Origin of the sequence: Streptomyces sp. WAC 01529, assembly GCF_003945545.1 — a bacterium.
GTDB lineage: Bacteria > Actinomycetota > Actinomycetes > Streptomycetales > Streptomycetaceae > Streptomyces > Streptomyces anatolicus.
Genome location: NZ_CP029617.1, coordinates 5,566,237 through 5,588,309 on the forward strand (window position 1 = coordinate 5,566,237; position 22,073 = coordinate 5,588,309).

Annotated in this window: 21 protein-coding genes and 1 tRNA gene; 13 read left to right on the top strand and 9 right to left on the bottom strand. The window is 71.0% G+C overall.

Translation table 11 applies throughout. From position 1 onward, the window contains the following. The first annotated feature begins 10 nt into the window (after positions 1 to 10). A tRNA-Met gene (locus DMA15_RS25020) sits at positions 11 to 84 on the top strand. A gap of 173 nt (positions 85 to 257) precedes the next feature. Here the strand turns inward: DMA15_RS25020 and DMA15_RS25025 are convergent. Next, a complete protein-coding gene (locus tag DMA15_RS25025; protein WP_125515006.1) occupies positions 258 to 674 on the bottom strand; it encodes a Fur family transcriptional regulator in 417 nt (138 codons plus the stop codon). 152 nt (positions 675 to 826) lie between these two features. Here DMA15_RS25025 and DMA15_RS25030 point away from each other — a divergent pair, with 152 nt between their 5' ends. Next, complete coding sequence (locus tag DMA15_RS25030; protein WP_125515007.1) at positions 827 to 2,317, top strand: catalase; 1,491 nt, start codon at positions 827 to 829, stop codon at positions 2,315 to 2,317. 97 nt (positions 2,318 to 2,414) lie between these two features. Here the strand turns inward: DMA15_RS25030 and DMA15_RS25035 are convergent, their stop codons facing one another. Next, a complete protein-coding gene (locus DMA15_RS25035) occupies positions 2,415 to 2,834 on the bottom strand; it encodes a CBS domain-containing protein (protein WP_125515008.1) in 420 nt (139 codons plus the stop codon). Positions 2,835 to 3,053: 219 nt separating this feature from the next. After that, positions 3,054 to 3,854 (bottom strand): histidinol-phosphatase, encoded by an 801-nt coding sequence (hisN, locus tag DMA15_RS25040; RefSeq protein ID WP_125515009.1) that lies wholly within the window; start codon positions 3,852 to 3,854, stop codon positions 3,054 to 3,056. Between the two features lie 167 nt (positions 3,855 to 4,021). Here hisN and DMA15_RS25045 point away from each other — a divergent pair, with 167 nt between their 5' ends. After that, positions 4,022 to 4,627, top strand: a complete 606-nt coding sequence (locus tag DMA15_RS25045; RefSeq protein ID WP_125515010.1) for a helix-turn-helix domain-containing protein — start codon at positions 4,022 to 4,024, stop codon at positions 4,625 to 4,627. A gap of 37 nt (positions 4,628 to 4,664) precedes the next feature. Here DMA15_RS25045 and DMA15_RS25050 read toward each other — a convergent pair whose 3' ends face one another. The 4 genes from DMA15_RS25050 to DMA15_RS25065 form a co-directional block, all read right to left on the bottom strand. Further along, positions 4,665 to 4,988 (bottom strand): multidrug efflux SMR transporter, encoded by a 324-nt coding sequence (locus tag DMA15_RS25050; protein WP_030780936.1) that lies wholly within the window; start codon positions 4,986 to 4,988, stop codon positions 4,665 to 4,667. 106 nt (positions 4,989 to 5,094) lie between these two features. Then, a complete protein-coding gene (gene rsgA, locus DMA15_RS25055; RefSeq protein ID WP_125515011.1) occupies positions 5,095 to 6,105 on the bottom strand; it encodes a ribosome small subunit-dependent GTPase A in 1,011 nt (336 codons plus the stop codon). An 18-nt stretch (positions 6,106 to 6,123) separates the two neighbouring features. Continuing rightward, complete coding sequence (gene aroA / locus DMA15_RS25060) at positions 6,124 to 7,461, bottom strand: 3-phosphoshikimate 1-carboxyvinyltransferase (protein WP_125515012.1); 1,338 nt, start codon at positions 7,459 to 7,461, stop codon at positions 6,124 to 6,126. 65 nt (positions 7,462 to 7,526) lie between these two features. After that, the gene (locus DMA15_RS25065; protein WP_125515013.1) at positions 7,527 to 8,249 is read right to left on the bottom strand and encodes a M50 family metallopeptidase; all 723 of its coding nucleotides are present in this window, start codon (positions 8,247 to 8,249) and stop codon (positions 7,527 to 7,529) included. 49 nt (positions 8,250 to 8,298) lie between these two features. Here DMA15_RS25065 and DMA15_RS25070 point away from each other — a divergent pair, with 49 nt between their 5' ends. The 10 genes from DMA15_RS25070 to DMA15_RS25115 all read left to right on the top strand — a co-directional run bounded on the left by DMA15_RS25070 (position 8,299) and on the right by DMA15_RS25115 (position 18,470). Beyond that, positions 8,299 to 9,120 carry an SOS response-associated peptidase gene (locus DMA15_RS25070; protein ID WP_125515014.1) on the top strand — a complete coding sequence of 274 codons (822 nt, stop codon included), beginning with the start codon at positions 8,299 to 8,301 and terminating at the stop codon, positions 9,118 to 9,120. Between the two features lies 1 nt (position 9,121). After that, positions 9,122 to 9,784, top strand: a complete 663-nt coding sequence (locus DMA15_RS25075) for an alpha/beta family hydrolase (protein WP_125515015.1) — start codon at positions 9,122 to 9,124, stop codon at positions 9,782 to 9,784. Between the two features lie 232 nt (positions 9,785 to 10,016). Further along, positions 10,017 to 10,691: an RNA polymerase sigma factor SigR gene (gene sigR / locus DMA15_RS25080; RefSeq protein WP_030780923.1), complete on the top strand. Its 675-nt coding sequence runs from the start codon at positions 10,017 to 10,019 to the stop codon at positions 10,689 to 10,691. Next, entirely contained in the window at positions 10,688 to 11,008 is a 321-nt protein-coding gene (gene rsrA / locus DMA15_RS25085) for a mycothiol system anti-sigma-R factor (RefSeq protein WP_125515017.1), read from the top strand. The genes sigR and rsrA overlap by 4 nt, the downstream gene beginning before the upstream one ends. 165 nt (positions 11,009 to 11,173) lie before the next feature. After that, the gene (locus DMA15_RS25090) at positions 11,174 to 12,493 is read left to right on the top strand and encodes an HD-GYP domain-containing protein (RefSeq protein ID WP_125515018.1); all 1,320 of its coding nucleotides are present in this window, start codon (positions 11,174 to 11,176) and stop codon (positions 12,491 to 12,493) included. A gap of 89 nt (positions 12,494 to 12,582) precedes the next feature. Next, positions 12,583 to 13,827, top strand: coding sequence for an HD domain-containing protein (locus tag DMA15_RS25095; protein WP_125517995.1), 1,245 nt, complete (start codon positions 12,583 to 12,585; stop codon positions 13,825 to 13,827). A gap of 139 nt (positions 13,828 to 13,966) precedes the next feature. Beyond that, positions 13,967 to 14,947: a hypothetical protein gene (locus tag DMA15_RS25100; RefSeq protein WP_125515019.1), complete on the top strand. Its 981-nt coding sequence runs from the start codon at positions 13,967 to 13,969 to the stop codon at positions 14,945 to 14,947. Positions 14,948 to 15,028: 81 nt separating this feature from the next. Continuing rightward, a complete protein-coding gene (gene def / locus DMA15_RS25105; RefSeq protein ID WP_125515020.1) occupies positions 15,029 to 15,679 on the top strand; it encodes a peptide deformylase in 651 nt (216 codons plus the stop codon). A gap of 305 nt (positions 15,680 to 15,984) precedes the next feature. Next, positions 15,985 to 17,097 carry an epi-isozizaene synthase gene (cyc1, locus tag DMA15_RS25110; RefSeq protein WP_125515021.1) on the top strand — a complete coding sequence of 371 codons (1,113 nt, stop codon included), beginning with the start codon at positions 15,985 to 15,987 and terminating at the stop codon, positions 17,095 to 17,097. After that, complete coding sequence (locus DMA15_RS25115; RefSeq protein WP_125515022.1) at positions 17,094 to 18,470, top strand: cytochrome P450; 1,377 nt, start codon at positions 17,094 to 17,096, stop codon at positions 18,468 to 18,470. The genes cyc1 and DMA15_RS25115 overlap by 4 nt, the downstream gene beginning before the upstream one ends. A 63-nt stretch (positions 18,471 to 18,533) precedes the next feature. On the opposite strand, the gene DMA15_RS25120 is transcribed toward DMA15_RS25115, so the two are convergent. After that, the gene (locus DMA15_RS25120) at positions 18,534 to 19,556 is read right to left on the bottom strand and encodes a ribonucleotide-diphosphate reductase subunit beta (RefSeq protein ID WP_125515023.1); all 1,023 of its coding nucleotides are present in this window, start codon (positions 19,554 to 19,556) and stop codon (positions 18,534 to 18,536) included. Then, complete coding sequence (locus DMA15_RS25125) at positions 19,556 to 21,970, bottom strand: ribonucleoside-diphosphate reductase subunit alpha (RefSeq protein WP_125515024.1); 2,415 nt, start codon at positions 21,968 to 21,970, stop codon at positions 19,556 to 19,558. The genes DMA15_RS25120 and DMA15_RS25125 overlap by 1 nt, the downstream gene beginning before the upstream one ends. Between the last annotated feature and the right edge of the window lie 103 nt (positions 21,971 to 22,073).

The following is a 22,073-nucleotide window of genomic DNA, read 5'->3' on the forward strand; positions in this document are numbered from 1 at the left end:
AGTTTACCGACGCGGGGTGGAGCAGCTCGGTAGCTCGCTGGGCTCATAACCCAGAGGTCGCAGGTTCAAATCCTGTCCCCGCTACTGAAGGCCGAAGGCCCGGAACCTATTGGTTCCGGGCCTTCGGTGTTTCCGGCGGCCATGCGCCACGCGCGTGCGCGGGTCACGAAACGAAGCGTCACGAAACGAAGCGCCACGAGACGAAGGGCCCGGCACCTCTCGGTGCCGGGCCCTTCGAAGAACGTGCGTACGAAAATCTACGCAGTCGCGCAGTCCGGGCAGACCCCCCGGTACGTGACCTCGACGCCCTCGACCGTGAAGCCGAAGCGCTCCGAGTCGGGGAGGCTCGTCAGGGGGTTGCCCGTGGGGTGGACGTCGCGGATCGCGCCGCAGCGGGCGCAGACCAGGTGGTGGTGGGGCCGGTGGGCGTTCGGGTCGTACCGCTTCGCGCGGCGGTCCGTCGTGACTTCGAGGACCTCGCCGAGGGTCACCAGCTCGCCGAGCGTGTTGTAGACCGTCGCCCGGGAGATCTCGGGCAGCTTGTCGGCGGCGCGGGCGTGCACCTCGTCCGCCGTGAGGTGGACGTGGTCCCCGTCGAGGACCTCGGCCACGACGCGTCGCTGCGCTGTCATGCGCCAGCCGCGTCCGCGCAGTCGTTCCAACAGGTCACTCATGAGAGCCAGCCTAACAGGAGGGGGAGCCAGTCCCGAACGGGTGTGACTTTGGATGTTCACTTGACTTAGACAAAGTCTATCGTAGGATCAATTACGACGTTGGTCAGAGGATAGGCATTGGCCAAGGGATAGGGACAGGACCCGCAGGGTCGATTACGCAGGAGGCGCACGTGACGCAGGGACCGCTCAGCACGACGCAGGGACCGCTCACCACGGAGGCCGGCGCGCCGGTCGCCGACAACCAGCAGAGCGAGACCGCGGGCGTCGGCGGGCCGATGCTGATCCAGGACCAGCTGCTGCTGGAGAAGCTCGCCCACTTCAACCGCGAGCGGATCCCGGAGCGCGTGGTGCACGCCCGGGGCGCGGGCGCCTACGGCACCTTCACGCTCACCCGTGACGTCTCGCGCTGGACGCGGGCGAAGTTCCTCTCCGAGGTCGGCAAGGAGACGGAGACGTTCCTGCGCTTCTCCACCGTGGCGGGCAACCTCGGCGCGGCCGACGCGGTGCGCGACCCGCGCGGCTGGGCGCTGAAGTTCTACACCGAAGAGGGCAACTACGACCTCGTCGGCAACAACACCCCGGTCTTCTTCATCAGGGACGCCATCAAGTTCCCCGACTTCATCCACACCCAGAAGCGGGACCCCTACACGGGCTCGCAGGAGGCGGACAACGTCTGGGACTTCTGGGGGCTCAGCCCGGAGAGCACCCACCAGGTGACCTGGCTCTTCGGCGACCGCGGCATCCCCGCCTCGTACCGCCACATGGACGGCTTCGGCTCGCACACGTTCCAGTGGAACAACGAGGCGGGCGAGGTCTTCTGGGTCAAGTACCACTTCAAGACCGAGCAGGGCATCAAGAACCTCACCCAGGCCGAGGCCAACAAGCTCGCCGGTGAGGACCCCGACTCCCACCAGCGCGACCTGCGCGAGGCCATCGAGCGCGGTGACTTCCCGAGCTGGTCCGTGCAGGTGCAGATCATGCCCGCGGCGGAGGCGGCGCACTACCGCTTCAACCCGTTCGACCTCACCAAGGTGTGGCCGCACGCGGACTACCCGCCGATCGAGATCGGCAAGCTGGAGCTGAACCGCAACCCGGAGAACGTCTTCGCCGAGGTCGAGCAGGCCATCTTCAGCCCCGCCCACTTCGTGCCGGGCATCGGCCCCTCGCCGGACAAGATGCTCCAGGGCCGCCTCTTCGCGTACGGCGACGCCCACCGCTACCGCGTCGGCATCAACGCCGACCACCTGCCGGTGAACCGCCCGCACGCCACCGAGGCGCGCACCCACTCCCGTGACGGCGCGCTGTACGACGGTCGCCACAAGGGCGTGAAGAACTACGAGCCGAACAGCTTCGGCGGCCCCTTCCAGACGGACCGCCCGCTGTGGCAGCCCGTCCCCGTCACGGGCGCCACCGGCAACCACGAGACGCCCCGGCACGCCGAGGACAACGACTTCGTGCAGGCAGGCAACCTCTACCGTCTGATGACCGAGGACGAGAAGGACCGTCTGATCGACAACCTCTCGGGCTTCATCGCCAAGGTCTCGCGCGACGAGATCGCCGAGCGGGCGATCCACAACTTCCGCCAGGCGGACGACGACTTCGGCAAGCGGCTGGAGGCCGCGGTCCAGGCCCTGCGCGGCTGACCAGTCCCCTTGTCGTCGCATGACGGCGGGCCGGATCCCCTCGGGGGTCCGGCCCGCCGCTGTCTTCTCCGGCGGCTGCCTGCCGGGCCGCCGCCTCTCAGACCGCCAACTGCTGGGCCGCCAACTGCTGGGCCGCCGCGCGCCGGACGGGCGCCCAGCAGCGGATGATGTCGCGGACCGAGACGATGCCCGTGGGCTCGTTCCCGTCCATCACGATCAGGTGCCGGAAGCCGCCGTGCGCCATGGCGTCCGCCGCCTCCTCCAGGGTCCACGCCGGTGAGGCGAAGACGACGTCGGTCGTGGTGTGCGTACCGGCGATCTCGGTGTCCGGACTCTGGCCGAGGGCCACGGAGTTGAGGACGTCACGCTCGGTCAGGATCCCGAGCCCGCAGGTGTCGGGGTCGAGGACGACGGCGGCGCCGACGTGGCGCGCGGACATCAGCCTGGCCGCCTGGCGCAGGGTGTGGGTGGGGCCGATGGTCAGTACCACCGTGCTCATGGCGTCGCGGACGTGCATGGGCGTGAGCCACCTCCTTGGTGAACCCGAGGTCTCCCGGTGGGCGAAGGATTGCCTCCGCTCCCCGCTGGAGAAAGGATTCACAAGTTCACAAGTGGGGGGACTCTCAGAGTCGCAGCGAAGCCGGGGGTCAACAAGAGGGCGTACGCGGTCAGTTCGCCGAGGAGTGCTGGTTCGGGCGATCGGTCGGGGAAGTGGCGCTAGGGAAGGAGTGCTGGGTCAGTAGCGCTGGTTCAGATAACCCAGCAGCTCGTCGTGGAGCAGGCCGTTCGACGCCGCCGCGTTGCCGCTGTGCGGGCCGGGCTCGCCGTCGAGGCCGGTGAAGTTGCCGCCCGCCTCCGTCACCACGATCGCGGGCGCCGCCATGTCCCAGAGGGACAGCTCGGGCTCCGCGCAGATGTCGACCGCGCCCTCCGCCACCATCATGTACGGCCAGAAGTCGCCGTAGCCGCGCGTGCGCCACACCGCGCGGGTGAGGTCAAGGAACCCGTCCAGACGCCCCTGCTCCTCCCAGCCGGAGAGCGAGGCGTAGGCGAAGGAGGCGTCCGAGAGTTGGGAGACCTCCGAGACGTGCAGCCGGGTCGCCGAGGTCAGGCTGCGGCCCGTGTAGGCGCCGCCGCCCTTCGCCGCCCACCAGCGGCGGCCGAGCGCGGGCGCCGAGACGACGCCGACCACCGGCTGGTAGCCGCCCTCGCCCGCCTCCATCAGGGAGATGAGCGTGGCCCAGACAGGGACACCGCGTACGTAGTTCTTGGTCCCGTCGATCGGGTCGATCACCCAGCGGCGCGGGCCGGTGCCCTCGACGCCGTACTCCTCGCCGAGGATCGCGTCACGCGGCCGCGCGCGCTGCAGCTGGGAGCGGATCAGCTCCTCGGCCGCCTTGTCGGCCTCGCTCACCGGCGTCATGTCCGGCTTGGTCTCGACCTTGAGGTCGAGAGCCTTGAACCGGCTCATGGTCTGGGCGTCGGCGGCGTCCGCGAGGACATGGGCGAGACGCAGATCATCGTGGTAGTCGGGCATGGGTGAACAGTATCGATCTCGGTCGGCGCGAGCCACAGCGCCGTATCGCGGCCACTGGCCCCCGGCTTGCGAGCGGCCGCCGCCCCCGCTCGCGCCGGAGCTATTGACAGTGCCCCCGAGCGCGTCAACTCTGGCAGCCGGAGCCGGTTCGGCCCGGGGAGGCGACGATGCCCGCAGCACGGGAATCCTTACTGGACGCGGCCTATACGGCGCTGGCCCGCAGACCGTGGCCCGGCGTGCGCATGGTCGATGTCGCGGCCGTCGCCGGAGTCTCCCGGCAGACCCTCTACAACGAGTTCGGCAGCAAGGACGGCCTCGCCCGCGCCCTGCTCCGCCGCGAGACCGACGGCTATCTGCACGGCGTCGAACGCGCGCTCGCGCAGGAGCGCGACGCGGCCGACCGCCTCGCCGCGGTGGCCGCCTGGACGGTGGGCGCCGCGCGCGGCAACGCGCTGGTGCGGGCCGCGCTCACCGGCTGCTGGAGCGAGCGGCTGCCCGCGCCGAGCCGGTCGGCGGGCTCCACGTCGTCGGTGCCCGCGCAGCGGCGTGCGGACGCCGGGGTGCCCTCGTCCGCCGAGCTGCTCGCGCTGGTACGGGACCGGGCGGTGGCCGCGCTCGGCGGCCGGGGCCGGCCCCGGGACCCCGAACTGGCCCTCGCCTGCGAGAGCGCGGTGCGCCTCGCCCTGTCGTACGTCGTCGCGCCCGCCCGCAACGACGACGACCCCGCGGAGCTGGTCCGCGGGGCCATCGGGCGCTGGGTGGCGGCGAAGTAGGCGGGAGGCCGAGTAAGTAGCCGGGAGGCCGAGGTGGTCAGTGCGCCGAGCCGGACAGCTGGAGTCCGACCACGCCGATGATCACGAAGGAGATCGAGACGATCTTGAGCGTGGAGACCAGGTCGCCGAGGAAGACCATGCCGTAGATCGCGGTGCCCGCGGCGCCGATGCCGGTCCAGACCGCGTACGCGGGGCCCACGTCCAGCTTCTTCAGCGCCAGCGTGAGCAGGCCGAAGCTGCCGAGCGCGAAACAGGCGAACGCGATCGTCGGCCAGAGCCGGGTGAAGCCGTGCGACAGCTTCAGACAGACCGCGAAGCCGGTCTCAAGAATGCCCGCCACGATGACCAGCAGCCACGCCATGTGTCCCTGCCTCCCGCACTCGTCCACGATTCCTACCTGGTGCCACCCAGGCGCAAACAACGGCCAGGTCAGTCCACCGGGTCGGTCCCCGGGTCAGTCCGCCAGGTCAGTCGTCCTCGCGCCGCTCGCGCGTGGCCAGCAGCCGGCGCAGGGAGTACAGGCGCTGCGGGTCCGCGTGCCCGTCGGCGACCCAGGCGTCCAGCGCGCAGTCCTTCTCGTCGTGGCTGCAGCCGCGCGGACAGCCCTCCGTGCCGGGCTCCAGGTCGGGGAAGGCGAGGATGACGCGGGACGGGTCGACGTGGTTGAGCCCGAAGGACCGCACGCCGGGGGTGTCGATCACCCAGCCGCCCACCTCCGCGAGCGGCAGCGCGAGCGCGGAGGTCGTGGTGTGCCTGCCGCGGCCCGTGACCGCGTTGACATGGCCCGTCGTGCGCCGCCGCTCCTCGGGCACCAGCGCGTTCACCAGCGTCGTCTTGCCCACGCCGGAGTGGCCCACGAACGCCGTGATCTTGCCGTCGAGCAGTTCGTGCACGCGTGCCAGCTCCGCGCCGTCGGTGAACTCCTCGCGGCTGGTGACCACATAGGGGATGTCGAGGGTGGAGTAGGTCTCCAGGAGCTTGTCGGCCGATGCCAGGTCCGACTTGGTCAGCACGAGGATCGGTTCGAGTCCGCCGTCATACGCCGCCACGACGCACCGGTCGATCAGCCGCGGGCGCGGCTCGGGGTCGGCGAGGGCGGTGACGATGGCGAGCTGGTCGGCGTTGGCGACGACCACGCGCTCGTACGGGTCGTCGTCGTCGGCGGTGCGCCGCAGGACGGAGGTGCGCTCCGCGATCCGCACGATCCGCGCGAGGGTGTCCTTCTTCCCGGTCAGGTCCCCGACGACGGCGACCCTGTCACCCACCACGGCGGCCTTGCGGCCCAGTTCGCGGGCCTTCATGGCCATCACGATCCGGTCGTCGACCAGCACGGTCAGGCGGCCCCGGTCGACGGTGAGGACCATGCCCTCGGCCGCGTCCTCGTGCTTGGGCCTGATGTGGGTGCGGGGGCGGTTGCCCTTGCGGTTGGGGCGGACGCGGATGTCGTCCTCGTCGGGGTTCTTGCCGTAGCGGCGCATGGTTCTCGTCCCCGCCCGTCAGTTCCCGAGCATTCCGGTCCAGAGCTCGGGGAAGTCCGGGAGCGTCTTCGCCGTCGTCGCCACGTTCTCGATCTGTACGCCGTCCACCGCGAGGCCGATGACCGCGCCCGCGGTCGCCATGCGGTGGTCGTCGTAGGTGTGGAAGACGCCGCCGTGCAGCCGGCGCGGACGGATGTGCAGCCCGTCGGCGGTCTCGGTGACGTCACCGCCGAGTCCGTTGATCTCCTTGGTGAGCGCGGCGAGGCGGTCCGTCTCGTGCAGCCGCAGATGGGCGACGCCGCGCAGCGTGGAGGGGGAGTCGGCGAGGGCGGCGACCGCCGCGATGCCGGGGGTCAGCTCGCCGACCTCGCTGAGGTCGACGTCGAGGCCGTGGATCGAGCCGGAGCCGGTGAAGACCAGGCCCTGCTCGGTCAGCTCGCAGGAGCCGCCCATCTCCGTGAAGATCTCGCGCAGCGCGTCGCCGGGCTGCGTGGTGTGCGCGGGCCAGTCGGGGATGGTGACCGTGCCGCCGGTGACCAGGGCGGCGGCGAGGAACGGCTGGGCGTTGGAGAGGTCGGGCTCGACGGTCAGGTCGCGGCCGAGGAGGGCGCCGGGGGTGACCCGCCAGACGTTCGGCTCGCCGCCCGCCTCCGGGGTGTCCACCTGCGCACCGGCCGAGCGGAGCATGTCGACCGTCATCCGGATGTGCGGCATGGAGGGCAGCGGGCCGCCCACGTGCCGGACCTCCACGCCCTGGTTGAAGCGCGCGCCCGACAGCAGCAGGGCGCTCACGAACTGGGAGGAGGACGAGGCGTCGATCTCGACCGGGCCACCGTCCAGGGCGCCGCCGCCGTGCACGGTCAGCGGCAGCGCGCCGCGGCCGTCGTCGTCGATACGGGCGCCGAGCACCCGCAGGGCGTCGATCACACCGGTCAGGGGCCGCTCGTACGAACGGGGATCGCCGTCGAAGCGGATCGGGCCGTCGGCGAGGGCGGCGACCGGGGGCAGGAAGCGCATGACCGTGCCCGCGTTGCCGACGTCGACCGTGGCCGGGCCGTGCAGGCCCGAGGGGATCACACGCCAGGCCTCACCGGAGACGAGGCCGCCCGTGACGGCGGAGCTGGAGGACACCGTCTCCTCGATGCCGACGCCCATCGCACGCAGGGCGCCCGCCATCAGCAGGGTGTCGCGGGAGCGCAGCGGGCGGCGCAGCCAGCCGGGCTCGGCGGCGAGCGCGGCAAGGACGAGCGCGCGGTTGGTGACCGATTTCGAACCGGGTACGTGGACCGTCGCGGTGACGGCTCCGCTTGCGTGCGGGGCGGGCCAGAGGGCGGTGTGCGCCGGGGTTGCGGTCATGCCCTCACTTTAGTGGCTGCCGGAGAGCCCGCTCAGACGGCGAGCGGCCAGCGTGCCCCGCCCGCTCAGACGTCGAGGAGCCAGCGTGCCCCGCCCATCAGGGAGCAGAGCGAGACGGCGTGGAAGAGGAAGAGCCACAGCCCGGCGGGCACGTGCGTCAGCCGCGAGAGCTGGTCGGCGTCCGAGTCGCCCGCGCCCCCGTGCCTGCGCTTGGCCTGGAGCTCGAAGGCGGGACGGACGCCGCCCAGGAGCAGGAACCACACCACCGCGTACGCGAACGCCGCCTGGACGTCGGTGTTCGCCAGCCAGGAGACGAGCAGGAAGGTGCCGCCGGTCAGGATCACCGTCAGGGCCCCGTACGCGTTGCGGATCATCACCAGCATCACGACGAGCAGCGCGGTGGCGATCCACAGCAGCGCGGTGATGCGCCCGGAGGAGAGCAGCGCGGCGCCGCCGAGGCCGAGCAGCGGGGGAGCGGTGTAGCCCGCCGCCGCGGTCAGGATCATGCCGATGCCGGTGGGTTTGCCGCGCGAGACGGTCAGGCCCGAGGTGTCGGAGTGCAGCCGGATGCCGTCGAGGCGGCGCCCGGTGAGCAGGGCGACCAGACCGTGGCCGCCCTCGTGCGCGATGGTGATGGCGTTGCGGGCCAGGCGCCATACGCGGGGCGGCACGACGACGGCGAGGGCCACCAGACCGGCGCCGATCACCAGCCACTGCTCGGGCGCGGACTGCGTGCCGAAGACGCGGTCCCAGAGGGCGGCCAGGCTGGCGTTGGCGGTGCTTTCCATTGTCGGAACTGGCTCCTCTGGGGGATCGGGTCGTGGCAGTCTGGCACGTATGTGCGGACGGTATGCATCGAGTCGTGGGCCCGAGGACCTCGCGGGCATCTTCGAGATCGAGAAGTGGCAGCCCGAGGAGGGGGAGCAGCTGGCCCCCGATTTCAACGTGGCCCCCACCAAAGAGGTCTACGCGGTTCTCGACCGTCCCCTGAAAGACGCCGCGGACCCGGCTCCGGTTCGCCAGCTGCGTACGCTCAAGTGGGGCCTGGTCCCTTCCTGGTCCAAGACGCCCGAGGGCGGCGCGCGGATGATCAACGCCCGTGCCGAGACCGTGCACGAGAAGCCCTCCTACCGTCGCGCCTTCGCCGCCCGCCGCTGCGTGCTGCCCGCCGACGGTTATTACGAGTGGGTGACCGCGCCCGAGGAGCGGCAGCTGGAGGTCGAGGGCAAGAAGAAGCGGCCCCGCAAGCAGCCGTACTTCGTGACCCCCGCCGACGGTTCCGTTTTCGCCATGGCCGGCCTCTATGAGTTCTGGCGGGACAAGACCCTGCCCGACGAGCACCCCCTCGCCTGGTGGGTGACCTGCACGGTGATCACCACGGAGGCCGAGACCACGCCGCTGGCCGTCGCCCCCGAGGAGGGCCCGCGCTCGCTCGCCGACATCCACCCGCGGATGCCGCTCATGCTCACCCCCGACCGCTGGGACGCCTGGCTCGACCCGTCCCGCACGGACGTCGAGGAGCTGCGCCCGCTCCTGGAGCCGCCCCCGGCCGGACTGATGCGGGCCTACCCCGTGTCGACGGCGGTCAGCAACGTACGCAACAACGGCCCCGAGCTGCTCAAGGAGCTGGAAGGCCCCGAAGAGGGCACACTCTTCTGACGTGACGCACGAAACGCACCCGCCCCAGAGCGCGGCCACTCAGCTCGTCGAGACCGACGCCGGTGAGGCACGGATCACCTGGCACCCGGCGCGGAAGCCCCGCCTCCTGCTCGCCGTCAGCCACGGCGCCGGTGGCGGCATCGAGGCCCGCGACCTGAAGGCCCTCGCCGCCGCGCTGCCCGCGCACGGCGTGAGCGTCGCCCTCGTCGAGCAGCCCTGGCGGGTCGCGGGCAAGAAGCTGGCGCCCGCGCCGAAGACGCTGGACGTGGGCTGGCGGGGCATCTGGCCCGCGCTGGAGAAGAAGGGGCTCCCGGTGATCTCCGGCGGCCGCAGCGCGGGCGCGCGCGTGGCCTGCCGCACCGCCACCGATCTCGGCGCCGCCGCGGTCCTCGCGCTCTCCTTCCCCCTGCACCCCCCGGGCAGGCCCGAGAAGTCCCGCGCCGACGAACTGCTCGGCGCCGGGGTGCCGACCCTGGTCGTACAGGGCGGCAACGACCCCTTCGGCAGGCCCGCCGAGTTCCCCGAGGGGACGTACGAACTGGTGGAAGTGCCCTACGGCGACCATGGTTTCGCGGTGCCGAAGAAGGCGGACGTGACCCAGGACGAGGCCGTGGCGGTCATCACGGACGCCGTCACGCGCTGGGCGGGAATGTTGGACGCGTGACCTCTGTTGTCGCGAACAGACGGTGAACACCGTCGCAGACGTGTTCGTACGAGAGGGAGTCCGCCGCATGGGTTCGACCATCTGCCCGAACCGCTCCAGCGCCTCTGACCTGGAGTGGACGGTCTTGAGCGCACCCAAAAACGCAACTATTCGGGCGGCGCGTGGAGCGGATCGTCGTCTATCCTCCGATTCGAGTGGGGCTGCTTTCGGCCTCGCCACGTCGTTGGAGGAGGTGGGTCCGGTCACTGGGACCGACGCAGGGACCGAGCACGGCCAGGCGGAGCGCCCCGAAGAGGGTTCTGAGACGGCCGCGGAGCGCACGGCCCGTTTCGAGCGGGACGCGCTGACGTTCCTCGACCAGATGTACTCCGCGGCGCTGCGCATGACGCGCAATCCCGCGGACGCGGAGGACCTGGTGCAGGAGACCTACGCGAAGGCGTACGCGTCGTTCCACCAGTTCCGCGAGGGCACCAACCTCAAGGCGTGGCTGTACCGCATCCTCACGAACACGTTCATCAACTCCTACCGCAAGAAGCAGCGTGAGCCCCAGCGCAGCGCCGCCGAGGAGATCGAGGACTGGCAGCTCGCGCGCGCCGAGTCGCACATGTCCACCGGTCTGCGCTCGGCCGAGTCGCAGGCGCTCGACCACCTGCCCGACTCCGACGTGAAGCAGGCGCTCCAGGCGATCCCCGAGGAATTCCGCATCGCCGTCTATCTGGCCGATGTCGAGGGCTTTGCGTACAAGGAGATCGCGGACATTATGGGGACACCCATCGGTACGGTGATGTCCCGGCTGCACCGGGGCCGACGCCAACTGCGCGGCATGCTGGAGGACTACGCCCGTGAGCGCGGGCTCGTCCCGGCGGGTGCCGGGGAGTCGAACGGAACGAAAGGCTCGGGCTCATGAGCTGCGGAGAGCCGCACGAGACTGACTGCAGTGAAGTCCTGGACCACCTCTATGAGTTCCTGGACCACGAGATGCCGGACAGTGACTGCACCAAGTTCGAGACGCACTTCGAGGAGTGCTCGCCGTGCCTGGAGAAGTACGGCCTCGAACAGGCCGTCAAGAAGCTGGTGAAGCGCTGCTGCGGCCAGGACGACGTACCGATCGACCTGCGGGCCAAGGTCATGGGGCGCATCGACCTCATCCGCTCCGGACAGGCCGTGCCCGACCAGGACGTGTCGCATGACGCCGCGCCGGGAGTGACCCCCTCAGAGGCGTGAGCGGCGTGAAAGCGGCGTGCGCGGCGCGAGTGGCGTGAAAGCGGCGCCAAAGTGCCTTAGCGTCACTCGAATGTGCTAATTCCCCGCTGTCCAGTGATGCCCGTGGGGCAGGCGTTCTACTCTCCGGACCTGGGTCTTGCGACCTGGAACGGGGAGGAGAACTCCATGCGGTCGGTGCCGGCGTGGGCTCGCGTGTACATCCTGAGCGTCGCCCTGGCCGGGGCCGTCTGCGCCGCGCCCGCGCTGAGCGGGCACACCCCCTGGCCGGCCGTCACGCTCCTCGCCGCGCTCTACGCCGGGTGCGAGCGGCTCACCCTCCCCCGCGGCCTCACCGCAGGAACCTTCTTCCCCGTGCTGCTCGCCGGGGTCTTCCTGCTGCCGCCCGCGGCCGCCGCCCTCGTCGCCGTGCCGGGCGCGCTCCTCGCCCGCGTCGACCGCGGGCCCCGCCGGGTACGCCGTCTGTGGCGCGCCGCGCAGCTGGCCCTTGCCTCCTGGGCGGCGGCCCGGGTCTACGGGGCGCTCGGCGGGCCCGCCGCCGGTGCCGCGCCCGACTTCCCGCAGGTCCTGGGGCCCGCCGGGGCCGCCGTGCTCGCCTTCTCCGTCGTCCTCACCGCCCTGGACGGCGGGGTGCTCGCGACGGCCGAGAGAGTCCCCGTGCGCTCCGCGTGGCGGGGGCTCTTCGCGCGCTCCCTCGCGCCCGTCGCGGTGCACGGCCTCGCCGGGCTGATGATGGCGGTCCTGTGGACCAGTCCGTACGGGCCCCCGGCCGCGCTGCTCGTGCTGCTCCCGATGGGCGTCTCCTGCTGGGCCTTCGCGCAGTGCCACCGCGAGCGCGCCGCCCACCAGGCCACCATCCGGGCGCTCGTCCAGGCCGTCGACCTCAAGGACAAGTACACCCGCGGGCACAGCGAGCGGGTCGGCCGGGCCTCGGTGATGATCGCGCGCGAGCTGGGCATGGACGACGAGCGCGTCGAGGTCCTGCGGTTCGCCGGGATCCTGCACGACGTCGGCAAACTCGGCGTCCCCACCCGGCTGTTGCGCAAGGACGGCCCCCTCACCCCGCAGGAGCGGCGCGTCATCGAGCTGCACCCCGAGTACGGGCACGAGATGGTGCGCGGCATCGGCTTCCTCGGCGAGGCGCGGGCGGCGATCCTGCACCACCACGAGCGGCTGGACGGCAGCGGATACCCCTACGGGCTCGCGGGGACGCAGATCCCGGAGTGCGCGCGGGTGGTGGCCGTGGCCGACGCGTTCGACGCGATGACGTCCACGCGGTCCTACCGGCGGGCGCGGCCGGTCTCCGCCGCTCTCCAGGAGCTGGCTCGGTGTGCGGGGGCGCAGTTCGATCCGGTGATGGTCTCGGCGTTGGCGCGTGCGCTTGGCCGGGACGGGTGGCATCCCGGGGTTACCTCGGATGGGCCCGAAGGTGGCTTGCCTGCTCGGGGTGTGCCTGCACCTGCGGTGCGGGGGGCGGTGCCGCGGTGAGGGCCACCGTTCCGGCACCCGGCACTGAAGGCTGTGCCCACCCGTCCCGCCCTGCGGGACGCCTGCCCACAGCAGGGACGTCGGGACGCCTGCCCACAACAGTCGCCTACGGCCTCGCGGCAGTGATCGCTGTCGTTTCTCTCGGGTGGACCCTTTGGTACGGGATCGCCGAGAGGCCCGTCGCGCTGGCCTTCGGGGTGATGATCGGGCTCGGGGAGCTGGCCCGGTGGGGCAGTGGGAGGCAGCGGGAGCCCGCGCCGCTGGGGGCCGCGGGGGCCCTGGCGTACGCGCTCCTTGGGCAGAACGCCGGTACGGCCACGCACCACGGCGTGCCCCAGGTGATCGCCGTGGTCGTCGCGGCCGCCCTCGTGGGAGCCGTACCGCACGTGGCGCTCGGCCAGGGGCCCACACCCGACCAGATGGCGCGGCGCGTACTGACCGTCGCGTTCGCCGCCGTCTGCTTCCAACCCCTCTACAACTCCGGCAAGTTGAAGGACTGGGCAGGCCACGGCCCCTGGTACGCGCTGGTCATCGTCGCCCTGCTCGTCCTCACCGCGCTCTGCGACGCCGTCCTCGCCGCCGCGATGGCCCATGCCCGCACCCGCTGGCCGTTCGGCCCCCTGCTCCGCGACGAACTGCGGGCCATGCTCGGCATCGGCTCCGCGGTCTGCGCGACCGGGGCCGTGATGGCGCTCGCGGTCGCCGTCGCGGGACTCTGGGCGCTGCCCGTGTTCAGCCTCCCGCTGCTCCTCACCCAGCTGGCCTTCCGGCGGTACGCGGCCGTGCGGGCCACCTACCGGCAGACCATCGCCTCGCTGGCCAGGGCCACCGAGATCGCCGGATACACCCCGCAGGGCCACGCCCACCGCGTCGCCGGGCTCAGCCGGGCCGTCGGGCGGGACCTCGGGCTCACCGGCCCCGACCTCACCGTCCTCGAGTACGCGGCGCTGATGCACGACATCGGCCAGCTGTCCCTCGTCGACCCCGTCCCCGAGGGCGCCACCGCCGCCCTGCCGGAGGCGCAGCAGCGCCGAATAGCCCTGCTCGGCGGCGCGGTCGTACGGCAGACCGGGGTGGACTCCGCGGTCGCCGTCGTCGTGGAGCGCCAGGCCGACCCGTACCGCGATCAGCCGCTCACGGCACGTATTGTGCGCACCGCGAACGCGTACGACGAGATGGCGCGGGGAGAAGGACCCTCGGGGGCCCTCGGGGGGCCGCTCAACGCCTTGGAGCGGCTGCGTCTCGCCACCGGCCACGACTATCAGCCCGAAGTCGTGGAGTCCCTGGCGAGGGTGGTGTCGCGGGGTGGCCTTAGCTCGCCCCCGGCTGGGTAACCCATGGGTAATGAGCGGCTGTCCGACCGTACGTGGTTGGATGCGAAGAAGAGGGTGCGCGGGGGCATCGACCCGACGCCGCGTCCTCATCAGATGGGACTTCCGACAAATCGTGACAGGCGGGAATCAGGCGGGAATCGTGAGGATCTTCGGCAAGGGACGGCACCGGCCCTCCGCCTCATGGCGGCAGGCGACCGACCGCGCGTTCACGCTGATCGGCGACGGCCGGTACGAGGACGCGGGGGCGCTGCTCACGCGTGCGGCGGATCTGGAGCCGTGGCTGTCCGAGTCCTGGTTCAACCTCGCTCTGCTGCACAAGTTCCGGCACGACTGGGAGCAGGCGCGGGCCGCGGGGCTGCGTGCCGTCGCGCTCCTGGACCGCTCGGCGGGCGCCCCGGACTGGTGGAACGTGGGCATCGCGGCGACCGCGCTCCAGGACTGGCCGCTGGCCCGCCGCGCCTGGCAGGCGTACGGCCTGCGGGTGCCCGGCGGGGTGGCCGCGTCCGGCGAGCCCTCGGGCATGGAGCTGGGCAGTGCGGCCGTGCGGCTCTCCCCGGAGGGCGAGGCCGAGGTGGTGTGGGGCCGCAGGCTGGATCCCGCGCGCATCGAGGTGCTGTCCATCCCGCTGCCCTCCTCCGGGCGCCGCTGGGGCGAGGTCGTGCTGCACGACGGCGTCCCGCACGGTGAGCGGACGACGGCGGCCGGACACTCGTATCCCGTCTTCGACGAGATCGAGCTGTGGGCGCCCTCACCCGTGCCGACCTGGGTGGTCCTCCTGGAGGCCGCCACCGAGGACGACCGGGACGCGCTGGAGCAGCTCGCGGCCGACGCGGGCTTCGCCGCCGAGGACTGGTCGTCCTCCGTGCGGCTGCTGTGCCGCATGTGCTCCGAGTCGCGGATGCCGAGCGACGAGGGCGACGGCGAGCACCTTGACCCGCACGACCACAGCGAGCCGGGCCATCCGGGCCCGCTCGGCCACCGCAGCCCCGGCGCGATCTGGGTGCCGGAGCGGGAGTGCGGCATCGCGGCGCCGGCCGCCCTGGTGCGCGGGCTCCTCGACAGCTGGGTGGCGGACAGCCCGGACTCGCGGGACTGGCGGGATCTGGAAGAGGTCTGCTGACCCGAGGAGAGCGGGCCGTACTTCGCCGTAGGCTGTACCGGCACAAACTCTTGAGGGTTTCACGGAAGGCTTACGGCGGACATGGCGCAGGACACTGAGCAGCAGGCCTCCGGCGGGGTGCTCCCCGTCGACGACGAGGGCTTCGTCATCGACACGGAGGACTGCGAGGAGCGCGAGACGGCCTATCGCGAGCGCGGCACGTCCCGCCCGATCACGGTCGTCGGCAACCCGGTCCTGCACAAGGAGTGCAAGGACGTCACCGCCTTCGACGACGAGCTGGCCAAGCTGGTCGACGACATGTTCGCCAGCCAGCGCACCGCGCAGGGCGTCGGCCTCGCCGCCAACCAGATCGGCGTCGACCTGAAGGTCTTCGTCTACGACTGCATGGACGACCAGGGCGTGCGCCACGTCGGCGTCGTCTGCAACCCGGTCCTGCGCGAGCTGCCCGCCGACCGGCGCCGCCTCGACGACTCGGGCGAGGGCTGCCTCTCCGTCCCGACCGCCTATGTCGACCTGGCCCGCCCGGACTACGCCGAGGTGACCGGGCAGGACGAGAAGGGCAACCCCATCAAGGTGCGCGGCGGTGGCTACTTCGCGCGCTGCCTCCAGCACGAGACGGACCACCTGTACGGCTATCTGTACATCGACCGCCTCTCCAAGCGGGAGCGCAAGGACGCGCTGCGCCAGATGGCGGAGGGCACGCCGCGCTACCCCGTGGTGCCCAACGACTGACGCACGCGCCGCCTGAGCGGCGCGGGAACCGTGTGACACCAGCGGCCCCTGATCGGGAACTTGACCCCGACCAGGGGCCGTTGGCGTGAGCCGCTCACCAGTGCGAGCAAAACCGGCTGTTGAAGATCCATAATCAGTCACGTACGGGGATGTTCTCGGCACTGGGGGGTAGTGAATGGCGCAAATCTGTTCCCTGAACGGTCAGTTGTGGTGCTGAATGGAAAGCGACGCGGGGATACGCAACGGCGCGCGCCCGGCACGGGGGAGGGGCGTGTGCCGCCCAGGCGGCTGAAAGGGGTTTGTCCGTGCCTGCATATTCCGGAAGCACTTCACAGACACAGCCACACACTCAGGTGGTATCTGTCCCACCGGCTCTGACCGTTCCAGTGATCGAGGCAGATTTTCCTCGCCGTCTGCACCCGTATTGGCCAAAGCTTCAGGAGAAGTCCAGGTCCTGGCTGCGCGAAATGCGACTCATGCCGCCGGACAAGGTCGAGCGGTACGCGGACAGCCTCTGCTACACCGACCTGGTGGCGGGCTACTACATTGGCGCGCCGGATGAGTTGCTCACCGCGATAGCCGATCTCAGCAGCTGGTTCTTCGCCTGGGACGACCGGCACGACAGGGACTCGGTGCACGGCAGGGCGGCACAGTGGCGGTGGCTCTGCCGCGGCCTGCACGGCGCCCTCGACGAACCCCGGCAGTACCTCCACCACCGCGACCCCCTGGTCGCCGGGTTCGCGGACTGCGTCCGCCGCCTGTACGCCTTCCTCGGCCCCAGCTGGAACGCCAGATTCGCCCGCCACTTCCACCCCGTGATCGAGGCGTACGACCAGGAGTTCAGAAACCGGCGCAGCGGCACGGTCCCCACGGTCGAGGCGTACGTGGAGCTGCGCCGCCTCACCTTCGCGCACTGGGCCTGGATCGACCTGCTCGAACCCACCGCGCGCCACGAACTGCCGCGCGCCGTCAGGAAACAGCCCGCGTACCGAAAGGCGGCCCTCGCGACCCAGGACTTCTCGGCCTGGTACAACGACCTGTGCTCACTCCCCAAAGAACTCGCGGGAGACGAACTGCACAATCTCGGGATCAGCCTCATCAAGCACGAGGGGATGACGCTCGAACAGGCCGTACGGGACGTCCACCGGCGGGTCACCCAATGCGTCGCGGATTTCCTCGAAGCCGAAAACGAAGTGCGGCTGCTCGTCGATCGACTGTCCGACGGAACCGCAGAAGGAAAGAAACTCGCGGACACGGTGGAATCCTGCGTCTTCAATATGCGGAACTGGTTCTCTTCCGTGTACTGGTTCCATCACGAATCCGGACGCTATCGGGTGGACAGCTGGGACGACCGGTCCATTCCCCCGTATGTGACAGAAGATGCCCTGGCGGAAAACGAACTGGTGGGTGAGGAATGAGCATCGAATCCGCGATACCCGTACCGGCCGCGTCAGGACCCGGCCCGCTGCGCACCCCGCCGCTCGTCAAGGGCGGCGCCCCCCTGCTCGGCCACGCCTGGAACCTGGTGCGCGACCCGCTCGGCTTCCTCTCCGCGCTGCGCGACCACGGAGATCTCGTACGGATCAGGCTGGGGCCCAGGACGGCGTACGCGGTCTGCGACCCGGAGCTGGTCGGCGCCCTCCTGAAGCGCCCCGAGTTCATCGTCGGCGGGCCGCTCTGGGAGACCCTCGAAGTGCTCCTCGGCAAGGGCGTGGCGACCAGCAACGGCAAGCTGCACCGGCGCCAGCGGCGGATGATGCAGCCCGCGTTCCGGCCCGAGCGGATCGCCGATTACGCCAAGGTGATGGAGGAGGAGGCGCGGGCCACGGCGGCCCGCTGGAGCCCGGGGGCGACGGTCGACGTGAGCGCGGAGATGTTCCGCACGGCCGTGCGCATCGTCTCGCGCTCGCTCCTGGAGGTGGAGTCGATCGGCGAGAAGGCCGACCGCATCGCCGACTCGCTGCACACCGTCTTCCAGGGCCTCTACCGCAGGATGGTGCTCTCGGTCGGACCGCTCTACCGCGTGCCGACCCCCGCCAACCGGCGCTTCGAGAGCGCGCTCGCCGACCTGCACGCGCTCGTCGACGAGATCATCGCGGAGCGCCGCGCGGCGGGGCCCGGCGGACCGGACGACCTGCTCGCGGAATTGCTGCGGGCCACGGACGAATCCGGGGCACCCATAGCCGACCAGGAGATCCACGACCACGTGGTTTCCCTCGTCGTCGCCGGAGCGGAGAATGTCGCGTCGACGCTGGCATGGACCTTCCAGCTGCTCACCGAACACCCGGAGCAGGAAAGGCGGTTGGTTGAAGAGGTAAATTCCGTGGTCGGGGATCGCGCGATCACATTCGCCGATCTGGGCGCCCTGCCGCACCTCCGCAATGTCATCACGGAGGCCATGCGCATACGGCCCGCCGCCTGGATATTCACGCGTCGGTCCGTGGCCGGAACCGAACTGGGCGGCTATCGCATTCCGGCCGGTGCGGACATCGTCTACAGCGTGTACGCGATGCAGCGCGACCCGCGTTCCTTCGAGCGGCACCTGGAGTTCGACCCGGACCGCTGGAAACCGGAACGCGCCGCCGACGTACCGGAGTTCGCGATGATGCCGTTCAGCGTCGGCAACCGAAAGTGCCCCGGGGACCACTTCAGCCTGGCCGAACTGGCCCTGATCCTGGGGACAGTGGTACCGAAGTGGCGCCTGGCGCCGGTCGCGGAGACCGACGCCGGCACCCGCGTCGGGATCACCCTGCACCCCAAGCGCCTCGTCCTGCGGGCCGAACCGCGCTGAGGGAGCCGCCGTGCCCCGGGTGTGTCCGCCCCGCCCCCCGTGACGGGGCGGACACACACGCTCCTAGAACTCGTCGTCGAAGGAGACCGACCCCTCGACGGCGACCTGGTAGGCCGAGGGCCGCCGCTCGAAGAAGTTGGTCAGCTCCTGCACGCCCTGCAACTCCATGAAGGAGAACGGGTTCTCCGAGCCGTAGACCGGCGCGAAGCCCAGGCGTTGGAGGCGCTGGTCGGCGACGCACTCCAGGTAGGCGCGCATCGAGTCGGTGTTCATGCCCGGCAGACCGTCGCCGCACAGATCGCGGGCGAACTGCAGCTCGGCCTCGACGGCCTCCTTCAGCATGTCCGTGACCTGCGTCTGGAGCGCGTCGTCGAACAGCTCGGGCTCCTCCTTGCGGACCGTGTCCACCACGTCGAAGGCGAAGCTCATGTGCATCGTCTCGTCGCGGAACACCCAGTTCGTGCCGGTCGCGAGGCCGTGCAGCAGGCCACGGCTGCGGAACCAGTACACGTAGGCGAACGCCCCGTAGAAGAAGAGGCCCTCGATGCACGCGGCGAAGCAGATGAGGTTGAGCAGGAAGCGGCGGCGGTCGGCCTGGGTCTCCAGGCGGTCCAGCTTCTCGACCGAGTCCATCCACTTGAAGCAGAACTGCGCCTTCTCGCGGATCGAGGGGATCTCCTCCACCGCGTCGAACGCGGCCGCCCGGTCCTCGGGGTCGGGCAGATAGGTGTCGAGCAGCGTCAGATAGAACTGGACGTGCACGGCCTCCTCGAAGAGCTGGCGGCTCAAGTACAGCCGCGCCTCGGGGGAGTTGATGTGCTTGTAGAGCGTCAGCACCAGGTTGTTGGAGACGATCGAGTCGCCGGTCGCGAAGAACGCGACGAGCCGGCCGATCAGGTGCTGCTCCTCGGGCGTCATCTTCGCCAGGTCGGTGACGTCCGAGTGGAGGTCGACCTCCTCCACCGTCCAGGTGTTCTTGATCGCGTCCCGGTAGCGCTCGTAGAAGTCCGGGTAGCGCATGGGGCGCAGGGTCAGCTCGAAGCCCGGGTCGAGGAGGTTCTTCTCGGAGTTGGTGGTGCTGGACATTACTGGCAGGCCTCGCAGGACTCGGGGTTTTCCAGGGAGCAGGCGACGGCCTCTTCGGCCGTGACCTGCGCGGGGACGGGGGCGGGTGCGGTGGCGGCCGCGCCGGAGCCGCCGGCCGCGCGGGCGATGCGGGTGGCGGGGCGCGAGCGCAGGTAGTACGTGGTCTTCAGGCCCTGCTGCCAGGCGTAGGCGTACATCGAGGAGAGCTTGCCGATGGTCGGCGTCTCCAGGAAGAGGTTGAGCGACTGCGCCTGGTCGAGGAAGGGCGTGCGCGCGGCGGCCATGTCGATCAGGCCGCGCTGCGGGATCTCCCACGCCGTGCGGTAGAGCGCGCGGACCTCCTCGGGGATCCAGCTGAAGCCCTGCACCGAGCCGTTGGCCTCGCGCAGCGCCTCGCGGGTCTGCGCGTCCCAGACGCCGAGCCGCTTCAGCTCCTCCACCAGATAGGCGTTGACCTGGAGGAACTCACCGCTGAGCGTCTCGCGCTTGAAGAGGTTGGAGACCTGCGGCTCGATGCACTCGTAGACACCCGCGATGGACGCGATGGTGGCGGTCGGCGCGATGGCGAGCAGCAGCGAGTTGCGCATGCCGGTCGCGGCGATACGTTCCCGCAGGGCCGCCCACCGCTGCGGCCAGGTCAGCTCGACGCCGTAGTGGTCGGGGTGGAGCACGCCGCGCGCGGTGCGGGTCTTCTCCCAGGCGGGCAGCGGGCCGTTGCGCTCGGCGAGGTCGGCGGAGGCCTCGTACGCGGCGAGCATGATCCGCTCGGCGATGCGGGTGGAGAGCGCGCGCGCCTCGGGGGAGTCGAAGGGCAGCTTCAGTTGGAAGAAGACGTCCTGGAGGCCCATCGCGCCGAGGCCCACCGGGCGCCACTTGGCGTTGGAGCGCCCGGCCTGCTCGGTCGGGTAGAAGTTGATGTCGACGACGCGGTCGAGGAAGGTCACGGCGGTGCGGACCGTCTCGTCCAGCCGCTCCCAGTCGATGTCCCGGGTCGCCGTGTCCACGAACGCGCCGAGGTTCACCGAGCCGAGGTTGCACACGGCCGTCTCGCCGTCGTCCGTCACCTCCAGGATCTCCGTGCAGAGGTTGGAGGAGTGCACGGTGTGGCCGGGCTCGGCGGTCTGGTTGGCGGTGCGGTTGGCGGCGTCCTTGAACGTCATCCAGCCGTTGCCGGTCTGCGCGAGGGTGCGCATCATGCGGCCGTACAGGTCGCGGGCCGGGATGGTCTTCTTCGCCAGCCCGGCGGCCTCCGCGGCGCGGTAGGCGGCGTCGAACTCCTCGCCCCACAGGTCCACCAGCTCGGGCACGTCGGCCGGGGAGAACAGCGACCAGTCCTGGTCGGCGGCGACCCGGCGCATGAACTCGTCCGGGATCCAGTGCGCGAGGTTGAGGTTGTGCGTGCGGCGCGCGTCCTCACCGGTGTTGTCGCGCAGCTCCAGGAACTCCTCGATGTCGGAGTGCCAGGTCTCCAGGTAGACGGCGGCCGCGCCCTTGCGCCGGCCGCCCTGGTTCACGGCGGCGACCGAGGCGTCCAGTGTCTTCAGGAACGGCACGATGCCGTTGGAGTGCCCGTTCGTGCCCCGGATCAGCGAACCCCGGGAACGGATGCGGGAGTAGGAGAGGCCGATGCCGCCCGCGTGCTTGGAGAGCCGCGCGACCTGGTGGTAGCGGTCGTAGATCGAGTCCAGCTCGTCCAGCGGGGAGTCCAGGAGGTAACAGGAGGACATCTGGGGGTGCCGGGTGCCGGAGTTGAAGAGCGTCGGCGAGGACGGCAGGTAGTCCAGGCGGCTCATCAGGCGGTACAGCGAGGCGACCTCGTCGAGCGCGCGCTCGCTGCCGTCCTCCGCGAGGCCGCTCGCCACGCGCAGCATGAAGTGCTGCGGGGTCTCGATGACCTGACGGGTGATCGGGTGGCGCAGCAGATAGCGGCTGTGCAGGGTGCGCAGTCCGAAGTACTCGAAGCGGAAGTCGGCGCCGTCGGCGAGCGCGGCCTCCACCAGCGCGTCCAGCCGGGCCGCGTGCTCAGTCACGAAGGACGCCGTGCGGTCGGCGATCAGGCCCTCGCGGTGGCCGACCGCGACGGAGTCGGTGAAGGAGTGCACGCCCTGCGTCGCCGCCTCCTCGCGGATGCCGATCGACAGGAGCCTGGCCGCCAGCTTGGAGTACGCCGGGTCCTCGGAGATGAGCCCCGCCGCCGCCTCGGTGGCCAGCTCCCGCAGCTCCGACTCGTCGGCGCGCGCCGAGCGGCCGCGCAGCGCGGCGGCGGCGACCCGGCCGGGGTCGGCGTCGGGGAGGTCGGCGGTGAGGTCGGTCAGGGTGCGCAGCAGCGCGGCCCCTGGCCCGTCGGTTCCTTCGGCACCCTGGGCGGTGGGCGTCGACGGCGCTGACGCGGGTTCGGCGGGCGCGATGGTCACGTGGGGCACTCCCTCGCTCGGCTCTGGGCCAGGGGGAGGGAAGGGGCGCACACGGGCGCACCCGGGCAGGGCGGCGTACCGCGTCCACCGGCCCACTCCACGA